At 64.2% G+C, this 13,751-nt stretch carries 13 protein-coding genes; 9 read left to right on the forward strand and 4 right to left on the reverse strand.

Annotation, left to right across the window (positions count from 1 at the left end; genetic code table 11):
* The first annotated feature begins 440 nt into the window (after positions 1 to 440).
* The 3 genes from XW59_RS04930 to XW59_RS04940 are packed head-to-tail and all read left to right on the forward strand — an operon-like array spanning position 441 to position 3,421.
* Positions 441 to 2,219 (forward strand): PAS domain-containing sensor histidine kinase, encoded by a 1,779-nt coding sequence (locus tag XW59_RS04930; protein ID WP_052957980.1) that lies wholly within the window; start codon positions 441 to 443, stop codon positions 2,217 to 2,219.
* On the forward strand, positions 2,191 to 3,036 hold the full coding sequence (locus XW59_RS04935; protein ID WP_047143634.1) for a peptidoglycan-binding protein: 846 nt from the start codon (positions 2,191 to 2,193) through the stop codon (positions 3,034 to 3,036). The genes XW59_RS04930 and XW59_RS04935 overlap by 29 nt, the downstream gene beginning before the upstream one ends.
* Before the next feature lie 13 nt (positions 3,037 to 3,049).
* Positions 3,050 to 3,421, forward strand: coding sequence for a DUF1491 family protein (locus tag XW59_RS04940; protein ID WP_047143898.1), 372 nt, complete (start codon positions 3,050 to 3,052; stop codon positions 3,419 to 3,421).
* Here XW59_RS04940 and XW59_RS04945 read toward each other — a convergent pair.
* The 4 genes from XW59_RS04945 to XW59_RS04960 all read right to left on the reverse strand — a co-directional run bounded on the left by XW59_RS04945 (position 3,402) and on the right by XW59_RS04960 (position 8,220).
* Positions 3,402 to 4,211, reverse strand: coding sequence for a hypothetical protein (locus tag XW59_RS04945; protein WP_246666001.1), 810 nt, complete (start codon positions 4,209 to 4,211; stop codon positions 3,402 to 3,404). The two genes, XW59_RS04940 and XW59_RS04945, sit on opposite strands and share 20 nt — an antisense overlap.
* Before the next feature lie 637 nt (positions 4,212 to 4,848).
* Positions 4,849 to 5,391 carry a DUF1254 domain-containing protein gene (locus XW59_RS04950; protein ID WP_047143636.1) on the reverse strand — a complete coding sequence of 181 codons (543 nt, stop codon included), beginning with the start codon at positions 5,389 to 5,391 and terminating at the stop codon, positions 4,849 to 4,851.
* Positions 5,384 to 5,968 (reverse strand): DUF1214 domain-containing protein, encoded by a 585-nt coding sequence (locus XW59_RS04955; protein ID WP_047143637.1) that lies wholly within the window; start codon positions 5,966 to 5,968, stop codon positions 5,384 to 5,386. Before XW59_RS04955 ends, XW59_RS04950 begins: the two co-directional genes overlap by 8 nt.
* Before the next feature lie 92 nt (positions 5,969 to 6,060).
* Positions 6,061 to 8,220, reverse strand: coding sequence for a penicillin-binding protein 1A (locus XW59_RS04960; RefSeq protein WP_047143638.1), 2,160 nt, complete (start codon positions 8,218 to 8,220; stop codon positions 6,061 to 6,063).
* A 283-nt stretch (positions 8,221 to 8,503) separates the two neighbouring features.
* Between XW59_RS04960 and XW59_RS04965 the strand changes: the two genes are divergently transcribed.
* From XW59_RS04965 to XW59_RS04990, 6 genes are read left to right on the forward strand one after another with little or no spacing between them, the layout of a single operon-like run.
* A complete protein-coding gene (locus tag XW59_RS04965; protein ID WP_052957982.1) occupies positions 8,504 to 8,989 on the forward strand; it encodes a hypothetical protein in 486 nt (161 codons plus the stop codon).
* A gap of 40 nt (positions 8,990 to 9,029) precedes the next feature.
* On the forward strand, positions 9,030 to 10,208 hold the full coding sequence (locus XW59_RS04970) for a terminase family protein (RefSeq protein ID WP_246666002.1): 1,179 nt from the start codon (positions 9,030 to 9,032) through the stop codon (positions 10,206 to 10,208).
* Positions 10,209 to 10,220: 12 nt separating this feature from the next.
* Positions 10,221 to 11,396, forward strand: a complete 1,176-nt coding sequence (locus XW59_RS04975) for a phage portal protein (RefSeq protein WP_047143900.1) — start codon at positions 10,221 to 10,223, stop codon at positions 11,394 to 11,396.
* A gap of 20 nt (positions 11,397 to 11,416) precedes the next feature.
* Positions 11,417 to 11,761 carry a DUF6107 family protein gene (locus XW59_RS04980; protein ID WP_047143640.1) on the forward strand — a complete coding sequence of 115 codons (345 nt, stop codon included), beginning with the start codon at positions 11,417 to 11,419 and terminating at the stop codon, positions 11,759 to 11,761.
* Positions 11,758 to 12,453: an HK97 family phage prohead protease gene (locus XW59_RS04985; protein WP_047143641.1), complete on the forward strand. Its 696-nt coding sequence runs from the start codon at positions 11,758 to 11,760 to the stop codon at positions 12,451 to 12,453. The genes XW59_RS04980 and XW59_RS04985 overlap by 4 nt, the downstream gene beginning before the upstream one ends.
* Positions 12,450 to 13,694, forward strand: a complete 1,245-nt coding sequence (locus XW59_RS04990) for a phage major capsid protein (RefSeq protein WP_047143642.1) — start codon at positions 12,450 to 12,452, stop codon at positions 13,692 to 13,694. The genes XW59_RS04985 and XW59_RS04990 overlap by 4 nt, the downstream gene beginning before the upstream one ends.
* Positions 13,695 to 13,751: the final 57 nt, after the last annotated feature.

The following is a 13,751-nucleotide window of genomic DNA, read 5'->3' on the forward strand; positions in this document are numbered from 1 at the left end:
GATCTTGCGCGGCGTACCAACCGCGTCGTTCGCAAGCCATAATGACAGGGAGCTGCGAACGGCGCCTTGAAGATGAGAGTCGAATTTGCAGAAAATTCAGTTCAAATTTTAGCTATCCGTCGGACGCGCGCGTTTTCAGGTAACGTGCGGGTGCTCCGGCAAATGCGCGTTGAAGCGCCAACTTGTTGACGAAGCATCAGAATTCCTGCTCCCGGACGACCGAAGGGGAACGTCGTTTCTGGTCTCTCGCGAGTGCTTCCAGCCCTTACCTTCTGTTTACCATGACGCGAATTGCCGGGGAAAAACCGCTTCGCCACTAGTGTTCGTAGCGCTCGAAGGGGGTTCGGCGACGTGGTTTTATCCTTTCCTTAAACGGAGGATGCGAGGGTCGTTCTCAATCAGATCGATCCGCCAAGCGGACAGAGTGCGAGTGCGTTGAGTTGAGCAAAGAGACGCGGAAATCGGGCAATTGGCATGCCGAGCTGGCGGCCAGTTTCGAACGCCTGGTCCGTCCATCGGTTGCCGATGACGGCGAGCGGGAAAGGCAGGGTCGCCTGATAGGCGTTCTGCTCCTGTCTCCGTTCATCGCCGCGGTGGCGATGGTTCCCGCGCTTGCGATGCAGGCCGGCACGGCCATGACGCTGGCGGCGGCCTGCACGATCTTCGGCGCGGCCTGGGCGCTGGCGATTACGGTCATGCTGACCGGTCGCTCGCGCATCGCGGAACTCGTCGCGCTGTCGGGCGGCGCCGTTGCCCTGGCCGCCGTCCTTCACCTTGCCGGCGGAGTTTCCTCTCCATTGGCGGTACTGGCGCTTGCCTTGCCGCTGGAAGCCTATTGGATCGCTCGCAAGGCCAAGGCTGCAAAGCTGGCCGGCGCGATGGCCGCGCTGGGGCTGGCGATTTCGCTTCCATTTTCCGGAATCGCTTCCGCCGAAGCCGCAAGGTCCGCGTTCGGCTGGTTCGCCCCGATATTTTATGCCGCCACGCTCTGGCTGCGTTACGGGCGCGGCGAGCTTGCTTCGGAACGCGAGGCGGTGACGCCCGGCCTCATTCCGCTGGCTGAACTTATGCCCGCCGTGACCATTACGATGAACAAGGCCGGCGACGTTCAGGCGGTGAGCGAACAGTCCAACGCCATTCTCGGCCTGTCGCCCGAACTGCTTTCGGGAAACGAGCTGTTCCAGCGCGTTCATGTCGCCGATCGGGTGCATTATCTGTGCGCGCTTTCGAAGCTACGCTCCGGCGAGAGCGCGCAGAAGCTGAGCCTGCGGCTGCGCTTGCCGGCAGGACATGCGGCGGGTCCCTACGGCTGGTTCGACATGGAATTACTGAACGCCGGCGCGGAGGCGACGCTCGCCGTTGTTCGTGACGGCGGCGAGGCGGCCGAGCTGCGCGAGGCGCTTGCGCAGGCCCGGGAGAAAATGGGTGCGCTCGAAATCGCGAAGGGACGTTTCCTGGCTGCCGTCAGCCACGAGCTTCGCACGCCGCTCAACGCGATCATCGGCTTTTCCGACATGCTGCTGCACAAGGAAATCTCCGGGCCGCTTTCCGCCAAGCAGGCAGAGCAGATCGCGCTCGTCCGCGAGGCCGGAAATCATCTCCTGTCGGTGGTCAATTCCATTCTCGACGTATCGAAGATCGAATCGGGAACCTATCACATCACGCCCGAGCCCTTCGACCTCGGGACGGCGATGGGCCTCTGCCACTCGATGATGGAGCCGCAGGCGAATTCGAAGGGCGTGGCGCTGTCGGCGAAAGTTCCTCCGACCCTCGGAGAGGTGGTCGGCGACCAGCGTGCCGTGCAGCAGATATTGCTGAACCTGCTTTCCAACGCGGTGAAGTTCACTCCCGAAGGCGGCAGTGTCGCGATGAATGCGGTCCAGACCGGGGAGACGGTGCAGATCCATGTCAGCGACACGGGCATAGGGATCGAGGAATGCGATCTCCGCGAGATCGGCAAGCCTTTCATGCAGGTGCAAAATGACTATACACGCCAGTTCCAGGGAACGGGCCTCGGCCTTTCGCTGGTGAAGGGGCTGGTGAAGCTCCACAACGGCGCGATGAGCATCGAAAGCGCGCCCGGGCTCGGCACTACCGTGACGTTCAGCCTTCCGGTTGCCGGAAAGAGCAGGGACATCGGGCCGAAGCCGGCCGCGTTCGAGGCAAGGCAAGGGCATACAGGGGAAAGGGATGGCAACAGGCTCCGGAAGATCGCCTAGACAGCGCAAGCGGGTCGACGATCTTGTCGATGACGAGGGAGGCGGATTGTTTTCGCGCCAGCGGATGATGGTCGGCGGGCTGACGGCCTTCGCCGTGGCCTTTTCCTATGTCGGCGCGAACGCGGTCTGGTATCAGCCCTACGCGCATCCGGGCGTCTTCTTTCCCACCCGGTCGCAGCCGGCCGCGATGCCGACCATGGAAAGCGGCGTCGCTTCCCAAGAGGCGGCCGCGACCGAGACGATCATAAGGATCGAGAAGGAAGGGGAAGAATCCGCCCCAGAAGCGGCCGCCGCCGTTCCCGTCCCCGGCGACCCGACGGTGAGAACCGTCCAGCGTATCCTCTCCGACCTGAAGCTCTACAGCGGGCCTGTCGATGGGCTCACCGGCCCGCAGACCAAGGCCGCGATCGGCGCCTACCAGAAGATGGTGGGGCTCGAGATAACGGGCGGAATCGACGGCAGGCTTCTCGAACAACTGGGGAGCAGCGCACCCGCCGAGCAGGTCTCATTGCCGGACGAAGCGCCGACCCCGGCGCCGACCGTGGCCGACATCATCCAGAAGACGGCGTCCGCGCCCGTACCTGGAACCGACGCCATGCCGACGTCGTCGGCGGTTCAGAAGCCGGATCCGATGGTGCTCCGCATCCAGGCGGGCCTCAAGGCCTTCGGCAATGACGGCATAGAAGTGGACGGCGTCGTCGGTGGGAAGACCCGGGCGGCGATACGCGAATTCCAGTCGCTGTTCGGCCTGCCGGAAACCGGGGAACCCGATGAAAGGCTCTACGCCAAGATGCAGGAAATCGGCCTGACCAACTGATCGGGTGCATGAAGTGCGAGTCACAAGCGATCTTTGGGTATCCGCCCTGGTGCGGCGGGTGTTTGCCGGGGGCGATTTCGCGGCGATAGAGAAACGGGGCTCGACGGAAGCCGGTGCCATTTTCATCGTCGTGCGCTCGCGCTTCGGGGAAACGGATCTCTACGGACCGGCTCCCCAGGCAAGCTATGAAGGCAGCAGGCCGGACGAACGGCTTTTCACGCAGCTCATGCGGGACGACGGCATCGCCGGAGACGAGGCGGGCGGGAGAATTTCGGCGCGGCTCGAAAAGGAACTTCGGTTCGATCCGGATGCCTGGATCGTGGAGATCGAAGCCGAGCCCGGTCGGGTTGCCGAACTGATCGAGATCACGAAGCCCGACGGTTGAGGTCGGCGGCAGACGGGGTCGAGCCGGAGGCGGAAGAGGGTCGTCGCCATTGGCAGACGGTTCGGCTTGCCTGCTCGAAATCGACCGCGCGATAGGTTTCGATGAAGCGCCCGATCGCCTTGCCGTTGCCGAACCGCAGCGGGCGCGCGCACATGGCCAGCAGGAAAGCCTGCTCCTCGCTCAAGGACAGCGAGCGCAAGGCGGCGGCAAGGTTGGAATATTCGTCTGCTTCCAACACCTCGTGCGCCTTCGCCGGGTCGATCTCCAAGGCTTCCGCCAAGGCCGTATGGAACAGCGGCCGCGAACCGGTGAGGGCCGTCGCGCGCAGCCTCGGATAGACGTCCTCATTTCCCGGCGCACCCGCATTTGCGGCATCGTCCTGAACGGGATCGCCGGCTGGACGCATCATGGCGAGCAGACGATGGCGGGTTTGCGTGACGACGGGGCTTTCCTCCCCGGAAGCGCTTTTCCTGTTCACGCCGTCCGGCCCTATCGCAACCGATGCGGCCTCGAGAGCGCGGATCAACTCCGCGATCCGGGGATTGAGACGGCGTCGCCTGGCAATCACGCGCGCATGCGCCATGCCGTGGCGTCCGATCAGCGCCACGAGATCGATGTCGGTCAGGAATTCGCCGCGCACGAGCAGCGGTGCGGAGATCTCGACCGGCTCGTTGGCCAGGCGCCGCGCGAGACCGACGGGGGCGTGAGGAACTTCCGAAAGCGCGGCGGCGGCGAAGCGGCGCGCCTCGGCGGAAACGCAGCCGTAGAGCGGCAGGGCGAGATCGTCCAATTGCGCGATTTCGCGGCGGGACGGGCGAGGCAGCGAACAGAAGGCGGATATGGCCGCCCGGAAAAGCCTTTCCGATTTCCCGGTCGCGGTGCCGGCCGCAATCTGTCGGAATTCAGGAGCAAACACTGTCGATACTTCCGGGACTCGAATACGCGAACATGTCGAAAGCGGTGAGTGGCTTCGACAGTTCATATTAGAACGAATCCGTTAGCAGCCTGTTAACTGCGTTCTTTAAGTGATTTCAAATACTAAGCAGCGGGATGGGAGCCGGGTGGCGGTGAAGGCCGGGCAGCCCCCAACTCGAAGGAGCGGAGGTCGTTTTTCCGTTTTTCGTCAACAAGTTGTTAACCGTGTGAAGTGCTTCATAGAAGCGTAGGCGTATGTGTTGCTCCATCCAGTATGAGAAGAGAGCGCAATGTCATGGCTACCATACTCACATTCGTGCCGCGCGCCGCGAGAACATCGCCTCGCAAACAGCGCGGCGATGCCTCGATAATCATCTTCCCCGGCGTCAGATACGAACGGGTGCCCAAGACGTCCCTGATCGGAAGCCGCGTACCCGTCATCAAGCGACATAAGGAAGAGGCCTGAGCCTCGTCACGGGCAGGGGACGGATGAAGGGAAGCGCGCGGCCGCCTCAGTGCGGCACGCAGTCGATCTCGCGCAGGTAGCGCGAAACGGTCGGTTCCCAGGTTTCATCGGGAACGAAGCTGCGCACCACGGCAATTCCCTCGTTGATGTCGGTCTCCACGAAAACCGATTTGTCGAACTCGGCCGGCAGCTCGTTCCTGAGCTCGATCATCTGCGTGGGCGTGGCGACGACGAAGTCGACGACGCCGTCGGGAGCGGCGCGGTCGTTGAAGCTGAACACGTTCTGGCCCATGCGATCGTAGATCGAGATCGACCAGAATTCCGGATGCGCTGCCGCGCTGACGCGCGTCACGCCGTCGCGCAGGTCGAAACGGCAGGCGACCGCGTCAAAAAGCGGATCGAGCGACTTGATGGCGGCTTCACCGCCGGAGCGACTGTCGATGCGCACGGTCTCGTACATGTCGGTCATCTCCTTGAGTCTCGACCAGGCGTCGCGTTCGGAATAGCCCGGAAGCATGAGCAGGACGGCGATGTGGACCGCCGCCGCGCCGATCAGCCCCAGTATGATCGCCTGCAGCAGCCTACCCATTGCAGGAAGTCCGCGTGATGCGGGGAAGCTCGATGTCGGAGACGTGGCTGTTGCTGGCCGTGGCGGTATCGTAGAGCGTGAGTGCGAGAATGAACGGCTCCGTTCCCGAAATAGCGAGCCAGTTTCCCGGCGACGGACGGCGCGAGACGGAAATCCGCACCTTGCCGTCCTGCGCGCGCAGCAGACCCGTGGAATGCAGCGCCGGCGCGCGGCCGCCCGCCGCAGGCAGGGGCTTGTGATCGAGATCCTGCGCATACAGCGTCCAGAAGCGCGCGGCCGGGAATGTGCCTTCGACGGAATAGGCGCAATCGGCGCGAAGGAGCTGGCCGCCGGAATCGCGCCGGGCGGTGAAGGCGATCCCTTCGGCCTGGCCCAATGCGAGATCGGCCTCCCGCGCGAAGCGGGCTTTCGAATAAGGGTCGGCGTCGTTCGTTCCCATTTTCGGAAAGGCCGTCCAGTTTCCCACATTTATCGTGCCGAAGCCCGCATCGGTGTCCATCAGAAGCCAGACGCTGCCCGCACCGCCGCCGATGGCGATGGCGAGGGTCAGGGCTGTCAGAAACACGAATTTGAACATGATGGCGGGGAGGGCTCGGCTGGAAGATCTACCGGATTGAGTGGCTAGCGGTCGCGGTCCTGGATGCCAAAGTCAAGCCGAATCGAAACGGATCACAGGGAGGAAAGGGTTTCGGAGCGTGGCGGCACTTCCAGCTTGCGCGCGTCGCGAAACTGATCCGACATGTCCTCCAGAAGCCTGGTCGTTTTGGCCGAGAGGATGGCGGGGCGCTCGAGGGACCGAGATTCGGGCCCATCCGGTGCCTGACCGGCAGCCGCGACGGCCGGAGCCTGCTTCTTCGGCGTTACGAACGGGTTCTCGATGCCGGGAATGGGTCTCAACTCGATATTCTGGTGGGCGTAGGTCATCATCCGCTGCCAGACCATCGCCGGCAAGGTGCCGCCGGTCATGTCGCGGGTGGGCGTGAAATCGTCATTGCCGAGCCAGACGGCGGCCGTGTAGTTGCCGGTGTAGCCGACATACCAGGCGTCGCGATAGGCTTGCGTGGTGCCGGTTTTGCCCGCCGAGCGGATGCCGTCGAGGGCTGCGCGGCGCCCGGTTCCCGCCTCCGGCACCTGGACGAGGATGGAGTTCATCGCCGCGACCGCCGGCTCGGAAACCACGCGGCGCGGCGGCGGAGCGTCGCGTTCGAAATCGTAGACGATATCTCCGGAGCGGCTGAGCAGCTGGGTGATGCCGTGGCGCCTGCCGGCGAAACCGCCATTGGCGAGGGTGAAATAGCCGGTCGCCTGATCCATGACCGTCATTCCGGACGTGCCGAGCACCATGGTCTTGTGCGAGCTGATCTCCGATTCCACGCCCATCGCCTCGGCGATCTCCTTGATCGGCTTGGTGGTGAGGTGATCCCTGGCGAGGCGTACAGGCACGGTGTTGATCGACCTGACGAGTGCGGAAGTGAGCGTCATGCGCCCCGAAAAGCCGCGCGAATAGTTCTTGGGCGACCAGCCGTTCCAGGTGATCGGCGCGTCGGAGATCACCGAGTCGGGCGTGAAGCCATTCTCCATGGCGGCGGTGTAGACATAGGGCTTGAAGGACGAGCCGGTCTGACGCAGCGCGCGCGTGGCGCGATTGAACTGGCTGCGGGCATAGTCCCGTCCGCCGACGATGGCACGCACGGCGCCGTTGTTCTCCAGGAGCACGACGGCACCTTCCGTCACGCGATAGGCCTGGCCGTGCTGCTTGAGCATGAAGTCGACGGCCTCTTCAGCCGCCTTCTGCAGGTTGAGGTCGATGGTCGTGCGCGCGACGAGCGAATGGGTGCTCCGCCTCGGCGCGATGCGCTTGACCTCCTCGAACGCCCAGTCGAGGAAGTAATCGGGACTGTCCTTGCCGCCCCGATCGACGGAGGTAGCCGGATGGAGCCGCGCCGAAAGAACCTGGCCCTCGGTCATGAAGCCGCTTTCGACGAGGTTGCTCAAGACCACGTTCGCACGGCCGCGCGCGGCCGGCAGATTGATGTGCGGCGCGTAGTTGCCCGGCGCCTTGAAGAGACCGGCGAGCATCGCGGCTTCGGCCAGATTGACCTCCTTGATGCCCTTGTTGAAGTAGAAATCGGCGGCCGCCGTAATGCCGAAAGTGCCGCCGCCCATATAGGCGCGGTCGAGATAGAGCTGCAGGATCTCCTTCTTCGTCAGGTTCATCTCCAGCCAGACGGAGAGGAAGGCTTCCTTGACCTTGCGCTCCATCGAGCGCTCATTGGTGAGAAACAGGTTCTTGGCGAGCTGCTGGGTGATGGTGGAACCGCCCTGCACGACGGAGTTCGCCCGCATGTTCTCGGCCAACGCGCGGGCGAGTCCGACGAAGTCGATGCCGAAATGCTCGAAGAAGCGCCTGTCTTCCGTTGCCAGAACGGCCTTGATGACGTGGTCGGGAATTTCGTCGACCGGAACCGAATCACGCTGGATGATGCCGCGCTGACCGATCTCGTTGCCGTAGCGGTCGAGGAAGGTGACGGCGTAGTCGCCTTGGGAACGCCAGTCCTTCTCGGTTTCCTCGAAGGCAGGCATGGCGAGCGCCAGCATGACGACCGAGCCGGCGGCGGCGAAGGTGAAACCCTCGCTGGCGACCTCGAAGAAGGCACGGCGCCAGCCGCTGACGCGGAAACGCCGGGAGAAGATGGTGACGTTTTCCCAGAATTCGCGGAGCTTGAAGCCTGCCTCGTAGAGGGACGAATCGATCCATGCGTCCAGATCGAGCAAAACCGTCGCGCGGGGACCCTTGGATTTCCGTTCCTTGACAGGATGTTTCGTCATACTCAGCCCACGCCCTCGGCTCGGGACATGGCCTCGATCGGAAACGGTGATCTCGGCGTTGCCGGTGCCCGGCCAATTACCGATATTTTCTCCGATTTCACCTTATTGGACAAGGTCCGGCGCGGGAAATCCGCAGAGATCGTTAAAATGCGAGATATAGGAATTTATTCTTGACTGCGTGACGGTGCTCTGATAGGTTTTGGGTACAGTCGGAAAATTGCGTTCAGCGCAGCGTTGTTTTCACGCAACCGGCTTTTCAGCAGACAAGCGGAAGGTTTGAACCATGTCGGCGCGCAACGTAGCCCTGTGGACGGCGATTCGCGCTCTGTTCGAGGGCGGAGAGCCGACGGTCGAGCGGCTGGCCGTTGCCGCGGGCAGGAGGCCGGCCACCGTGGTCACCCGTGCCACGAGAGAGGGCTGGAAATCGAATTCGAACGCGCAGGTCCGGCGCGACCGGCGTTTGCGTCGCATCTATGACCGGCTGCTCGACAGGATAGAACGGATCGGGCTGCGGGAAGAGCAAGCGGACGCCGCCGGCGACAAGGCGAGCATTGCAGAAATTTCAGCGATAGCGCGCACGCTCGAGAGAATCGGCGAAATCACACGCGACGAGGATGTCGCGAAAGAAAAGCAGACAAAGAACGATGCCGAAACAGCGATACTTCTTCGCCGGCTCGACGAACGCATCGTCGAGCTTGCTCACGAATATGCAAGGGGGCTGGTCGCGGAGGAACTTCAGCGGCGAGGAGGCCGCCCGGATACTGCGTGAATGGGCCGGTTCGGCCCGTGGCCTGCAATACCGGCCGGGCATGGTCAGGCCAAACTGGCTGATCATGGGCGGGCGTGGCTCGGGAAAGACAAGGCTCGGTGCCGAATGGGTCAACAGCCTCGTGAGAGGTTTTCCGCCATTCGCGTGGCACCGCCACATGCGCATCGCGCTGGTGGGCGAGACGCTCGGCGACGTGCGCGAGGTGATGGTGGAAGGCCCTTCGGGAATCGTACCGATCTCGCGCGGCCACCGGCCGCGCTACGAGGCATCGCGGCGGCGGCTCTTGTGGGACAGCGGGGCCGTGGCGCAGGCATTCTCCTCCGAGGATCCGGAAAGCCTGCGCGGCCCGCAATTCGAGGCGGCCTGGTGCGACGAAGTCGCCAAGTGGAAGAATGCGCAGGATTGTTTCGACATGCTGCAGTTCGGCCTGAGGCTGGGCGAGGAACCACGGCAGATCGTGACGACGACGCCGAAAGCCGTGCCGATCGTCAAGCGCCTGCTGGCCGACACGACCTTTACGGTGACGCGGATGCGCACCGAGGAGAACCGCGCCAATCTCGCGAAGGGTTTTCTGGAGGCGGTCACGCGGCGCTATGCGGGTTCGCGGCTCGGCAGGCAGGAACTGGACGGCGAACTGCTGGAGGATCGCGAGGGCGCGCTGTGGTCGAGAGCGGAACTGGAGAAAGCGCATGGCCTTGCGAATGGCGAGCTTCGCCGGATCGTGGTGGCCGTCGATCCGCCAGCCAGCGCTCGAAGAACGTCGGACGCCTGCGGCATCGTCGTGGCCGGGTTGGATGGCGATCATCGGGCGGTGGTGCTTTGCGACGGATCCATGCGCCAGGCGCGGCCGCAGGATTGGGCGGCACGGGTGGCGACGCTCTTCAAACGCTATGAGGCCGACTGTGTCGTGGCCGAGGTCAACCAGGGAGGCGAGATGGTAGCGGCCGTATTGCGAACCGTAGCGCCGACCCTGCCGGTGAAGGAAGTGCGGGCCAGCCGCGGGAAATGGCTGCGGGCCGAACCGGTGGCCGCACTCTATCATCAGGGCCGGGTCGTCCATGCGGAGCGTTTTCCAGAACTCGAAGACGAAATGTGCGACTTCGGCCCGAACGGGCTGTCGAACGGCCGCTCGCCGGATCGGCTGGACGCGCTGGTTTGGGCTATCAGCGAACTGCTTCTGAGCGAAGCCGGCAATCCGCGAATTCGAAACCTCATCTGAACGGATTTGATCATGGCTTGGAACTGGCCCTGGGCGCGCAGCCCGGAGGATGACGGCGCGCGCGTCGAACGGAAGTCCGGCGCGGGATATGGGTTCGTGGCGCTCCACATGCAGGGCGATGCGATCTGGACGCGACCGGACTATGCGGCGCTGGCGCGCGAAGGCTTCATGCGCAATCCGGTGGTGCATCGCGCGGTGCGGATGATAGTCGAGGCGGCATCGGCCGTGCCGTGGCTGCTCTATGACGGCCGGCGCGAACTCGACACGCATCCGCTGCTCGAACTTCTGGCGAGGCCAAACCAGCGCCAGGCTGGCCCGAGCTTCCTGGAGACGTTCTATGGACATCTCCTGATGTCGGGAAACGCCTATGTCGAGCTGCTCGACGCGGGCGAGTTGAAGGAACTGCACCTTCTGCGCCCGGACCGGGTCGCGGTTGTCGCGGATGCACAGGGTTGGCCGGTCGCTCTCGACTATCGCGAGGGAACGACGAAGCGCAGGATCGCGCTCGCCGGTGAAGCGGGCGGCGCGCTGCACATCACGCTCTTCCATCCGCTGGACGACCACTACGGCTTCCCGCCACTGCGGGCGGCATTGATGGCTCTCGACATACACAACGCAGCCGGACGCTGGAACAAGGCGCTGCTGGACAATTCGGCGCGGCCCTCCGGCGCCCTCGTCTATGCGCCGAAGGAAGGCGGCAACCTGACCGACGAGCAATATGAACGGCTGAAGGCGGAGCTCGAGGAGGGCTATTCGGGCGCGACGCGGGCGGGGCGCCCGCTGCTCCTCGAAGGCGGGCTCGACTGGAAGGCGATGGGCCTGACGCCAAAGGACATGGACTTTATCCAGGCGAAGAATTCGGCGAGCCGCGACATAGCGCTCGCCTTCGGCGTGCCGCCGATGATCCTCGGCATCCCGGGCGACAATACCTATGCGAACTACCAGGAGGCGAACCGGGCCTTCTACCGCTCGACGGTTCTGCCGCTGGTTTCGAGAACCGCGACGGAGTTCACCAACTGGCTGGCGCCGGCATTCGGGCGCGCGCTGCGCCTGGAATTCGATGCCGATCGCGTCGAAGGGCTAGCCGCCGAGCGCGACGCGCTGTGGTCGAGGCTCGAAGGCGCTTCCTTCCTGAGCGACGACGAGAAACGCGAGGCCGTGGGTTATCAGCCGCGCGGCGACCGCTGACTTTTCCAGGGAAACCAAGAATGAGCGAGTTTGCGGAAGCCGCCTGGCTGTGGGCGGCAAAGGCGGCGGGCGCCGTGGCCGGGTCGGCCATTTCGCTTGCCTACATCCTGCCGAACGGACGGCGTGAAGCGGGGATACGCTTCGCCGTCGGCATCGTAAGCGGCCTGGTCTTCGGCGGCACCGCCGGCCTGAAGATCGCCTCCGAACTCGGCATCGACAAGATGCTGAACCCGGGTGAGCTGATGCTGATGGGGTCGGCCGCAGCGAGCCTCTGCGCATGGTGGGCATTGGGGCTCGGTTCGAGGCTTTTCGAGCGGATGGGCAGGGACACGAAGCTTTTCAAACATACGGAGGAGCGGAAATGACGCTTGCGGTGGCAAGCTCGACTAGCGAGCGGAAATTCGTGGATCTCGTGGTCGACGAAGTCGTGCCCGACGGGACGTTCTCGGGCTATGCGAGCCTCTTCGGTCATGCCGATCTCGGCCGCGACGTCGTGGAGCGCGGCGCTTTCGCCGCCTCGCTGCGCAAACGCGGCGTCGACGGCGTCCGCATGCTCTACCAGCACGATGCCAACGAGCCGATCGGAAGCTGGACCGAGCTGCGCGAGGATGCGCGGGGCCTGTTCGTGCGCGGCCAGCTTTCGACGCGCACCGCGCGGGGCAGGGAAGTGCTCGAGCTGATGCGGATGCGGGCGCTCGACGGGCTTTCGATCGGTTTCCGGACGGTCAAGTCGAGGAGTGATCCGCAATCGGGAACGCGCAGGATCGTCGAGGCCGACCTGTGGGAGATTTCCGTGGTGACTTTTCCCATGCTGCCCGAGGCGAGGGTGGAGACCGTGAAGGGCGGGCGCCTGAAGCCGTTTCCGACGACGCGCGAATTCGAACGGTGGCTGACGCGGGATGCGTGCCTGACCAGAAGCGAGGCCCGCATGGTGATCGCCAAGGGCTTTTCCACTTTGAGACGCGAGCGGGATGCCGCCATGCAAACCGAAAACGGGTTGGCGGCGCAAATCCGCCGGGCCACGCGAATGCTCAAAACCAGGGAAGAATTGCGATGAAGATGGAACAGGTGCAACTCGAAACCAAGAGCGCGGCGGACGGACTTTCCGACGCTTTCGACGAGTTCATGACGACCTTCAGCGATTTTCGCGAGGCAAACGACTCGCGCCTCGCGCAGATCGAACGCCGCATGTCGGCGGACGTGGTGACGCATGAGAAGGTCGAGCGCATTTCAGACGCTCTGGACGAGCAGAAACGTGCGATCGACGGCCTCGTGCTCAAGCAGGCGCGCCCGGCGCTTGGCAGGGGCGGCGGAAACCTCGTCGGCATCGAGCACAAGCAGGCCTTCGAGGCCTATGTGCGATCGGGCGACGAACGCGCGCTGCGCTCGATCGAGGCCAAGGCGATGTCCTACGGCTCCGGACCGGACGGCGGTTATCTCGTGCCGGACGAGGTGGAGGCCGAAATCGGTCGCCGGCTGACGGCGATCTCGCCGATACGTTCGATCGCCTCGGTGCGCCAGGTTTCCGGCGCCGTGCTGAAGAAGCCTTTCGCGGTGAGCGGGCCGGCCGTCGGCTGGGTCGGCGAGACTGCCGCGAGGCCTCAGACCGCCAGCCCGACGCTGGACGAGCTGCAGTTTCCGACGGCGGAACTCTATGCGATGCCGGCGGCAACCGCTTCGCTGCTGGAAGACAGCGTCGTCGACCTCGACCAGTGGATCGCGAGCGAGGTCGAAGCGGCATTCGCCGAGCAGGAGGGCGCGGCCTTCGTCAACGGTGACGGGGCGAACAAGCCGCGCGGCTTCCTCGACTACGAGCAGGTTGCCGATGGAAGCTGGCAGTGGGGCAGGATCGGCTATGTCGTCACCGGCGAGGAAGGAGAACTTCCGGAAACGGGGCCTTCCGACGTGCTGATCGACACAGTCTATGCGCTCAAGGCCGGCTATCGTCAGAATGCGAGCTGGGTGATGAATCGGAAGACCCAGGCCGCGATCCGCAAGCTGAAGGATGCGGACGGCAATTATATGTGGCAGCCGCCGGCCGCCCCCGGCAGCCGTGCGATGCTGATGGGCTTTCCGCTGGTCGAGGCGGAGGAGATGCCGGATATCTCGGCAGGTGCGACTGCGATCGCGTTCGGCGATTTCGGCAGGGGTTACCTGATCGTCGACCGCACCGGCGTGCGCATTCTCCGCGACCCGTATTCGGCCAAACCCTATGTGCTGTTCTACACGACCAAGCGCGTCGGCGGCGGCGTGCAGGACTTCGATGCCATCAAGCTTCTGAAATTCGGCGCCGCATAGCCTTACCCCGGCGGGCCCACCTCCCGCCCGCCCTGGCGCCGATGCGGCCCCGGCAGA

The organism is Aquamicrobium sp. LC103, assembly GCF_001014615.2.
GTDB lineage: Bacteria > Pseudomonadota > Alphaproteobacteria > Rhizobiales > Rhizobiaceae > LBCQ02.

Coding starts and splice junctions, on each gene's coding strand:
- XW59_RS04955 (WP_047143637.1), bottom strand. CDS start 5,968: ATGTTCAAATTCGTGTTTCTGACAGCCCTGACCCTCGCCATCGCCATC.
- XW59_RS04960 (WP_047143638.1), bottom strand. CDS start 8,220: ATGACGAAACATCCTGTCAAGGAACGGAAATCCAAGGGTCCCCGCGCG.
- XW59_RS04985 (WP_047143641.1), top strand. CDS start 11,758: ATGACGCTTGCGGTGGCAAGCTCGACTAGCGAGCGGAAATTCGTGGAT.
- XW59_RS04990 (WP_047143642.1), top strand. CDS start 12,450: ATGAAGATGGAACAGGTGCAACTCGAAACCAAGAGCGCGGCGGACGGA.
- XW59_RS04965 (WP_052957982.1), top strand. CDS start 8,504: ATGTCGGCGCGCAACGTAGCCCTGTGGACGGCGATTCGCGCTCTGTTC.
- XW59_RS04975 (WP_047143900.1), top strand. CDS start 10,221: ATGGCTTGGAACTGGCCCTGGGCGCGCAGCCCGGAGGATGACGGCGCG.
- XW59_RS04970 (WP_246666002.1), top strand. CDS start 9,030: ATGGTCAGGCCAAACTGGCTGATCATGGGCGGGCGTGGCTCGGGAAAG.
- XW59_RS04980 (WP_047143640.1), top strand. CDS start 11,417: ATGAGCGAGTTTGCGGAAGCCGCCTGGCTGTGGGCGGCAAAGGCGGCG.
- XW59_RS04935 (WP_047143634.1), top strand. CDS start 2,191: ATGGCAACAGGCTCCGGAAGATCGCCTAGACAGCGCAAGCGGGTCGAC.
- XW59_RS04950 (WP_047143636.1), bottom strand. CDS start 5,391: ATGGGTAGGCTGCTGCAGGCGATCATACTGGGGCTGATCGGCGCGGCG.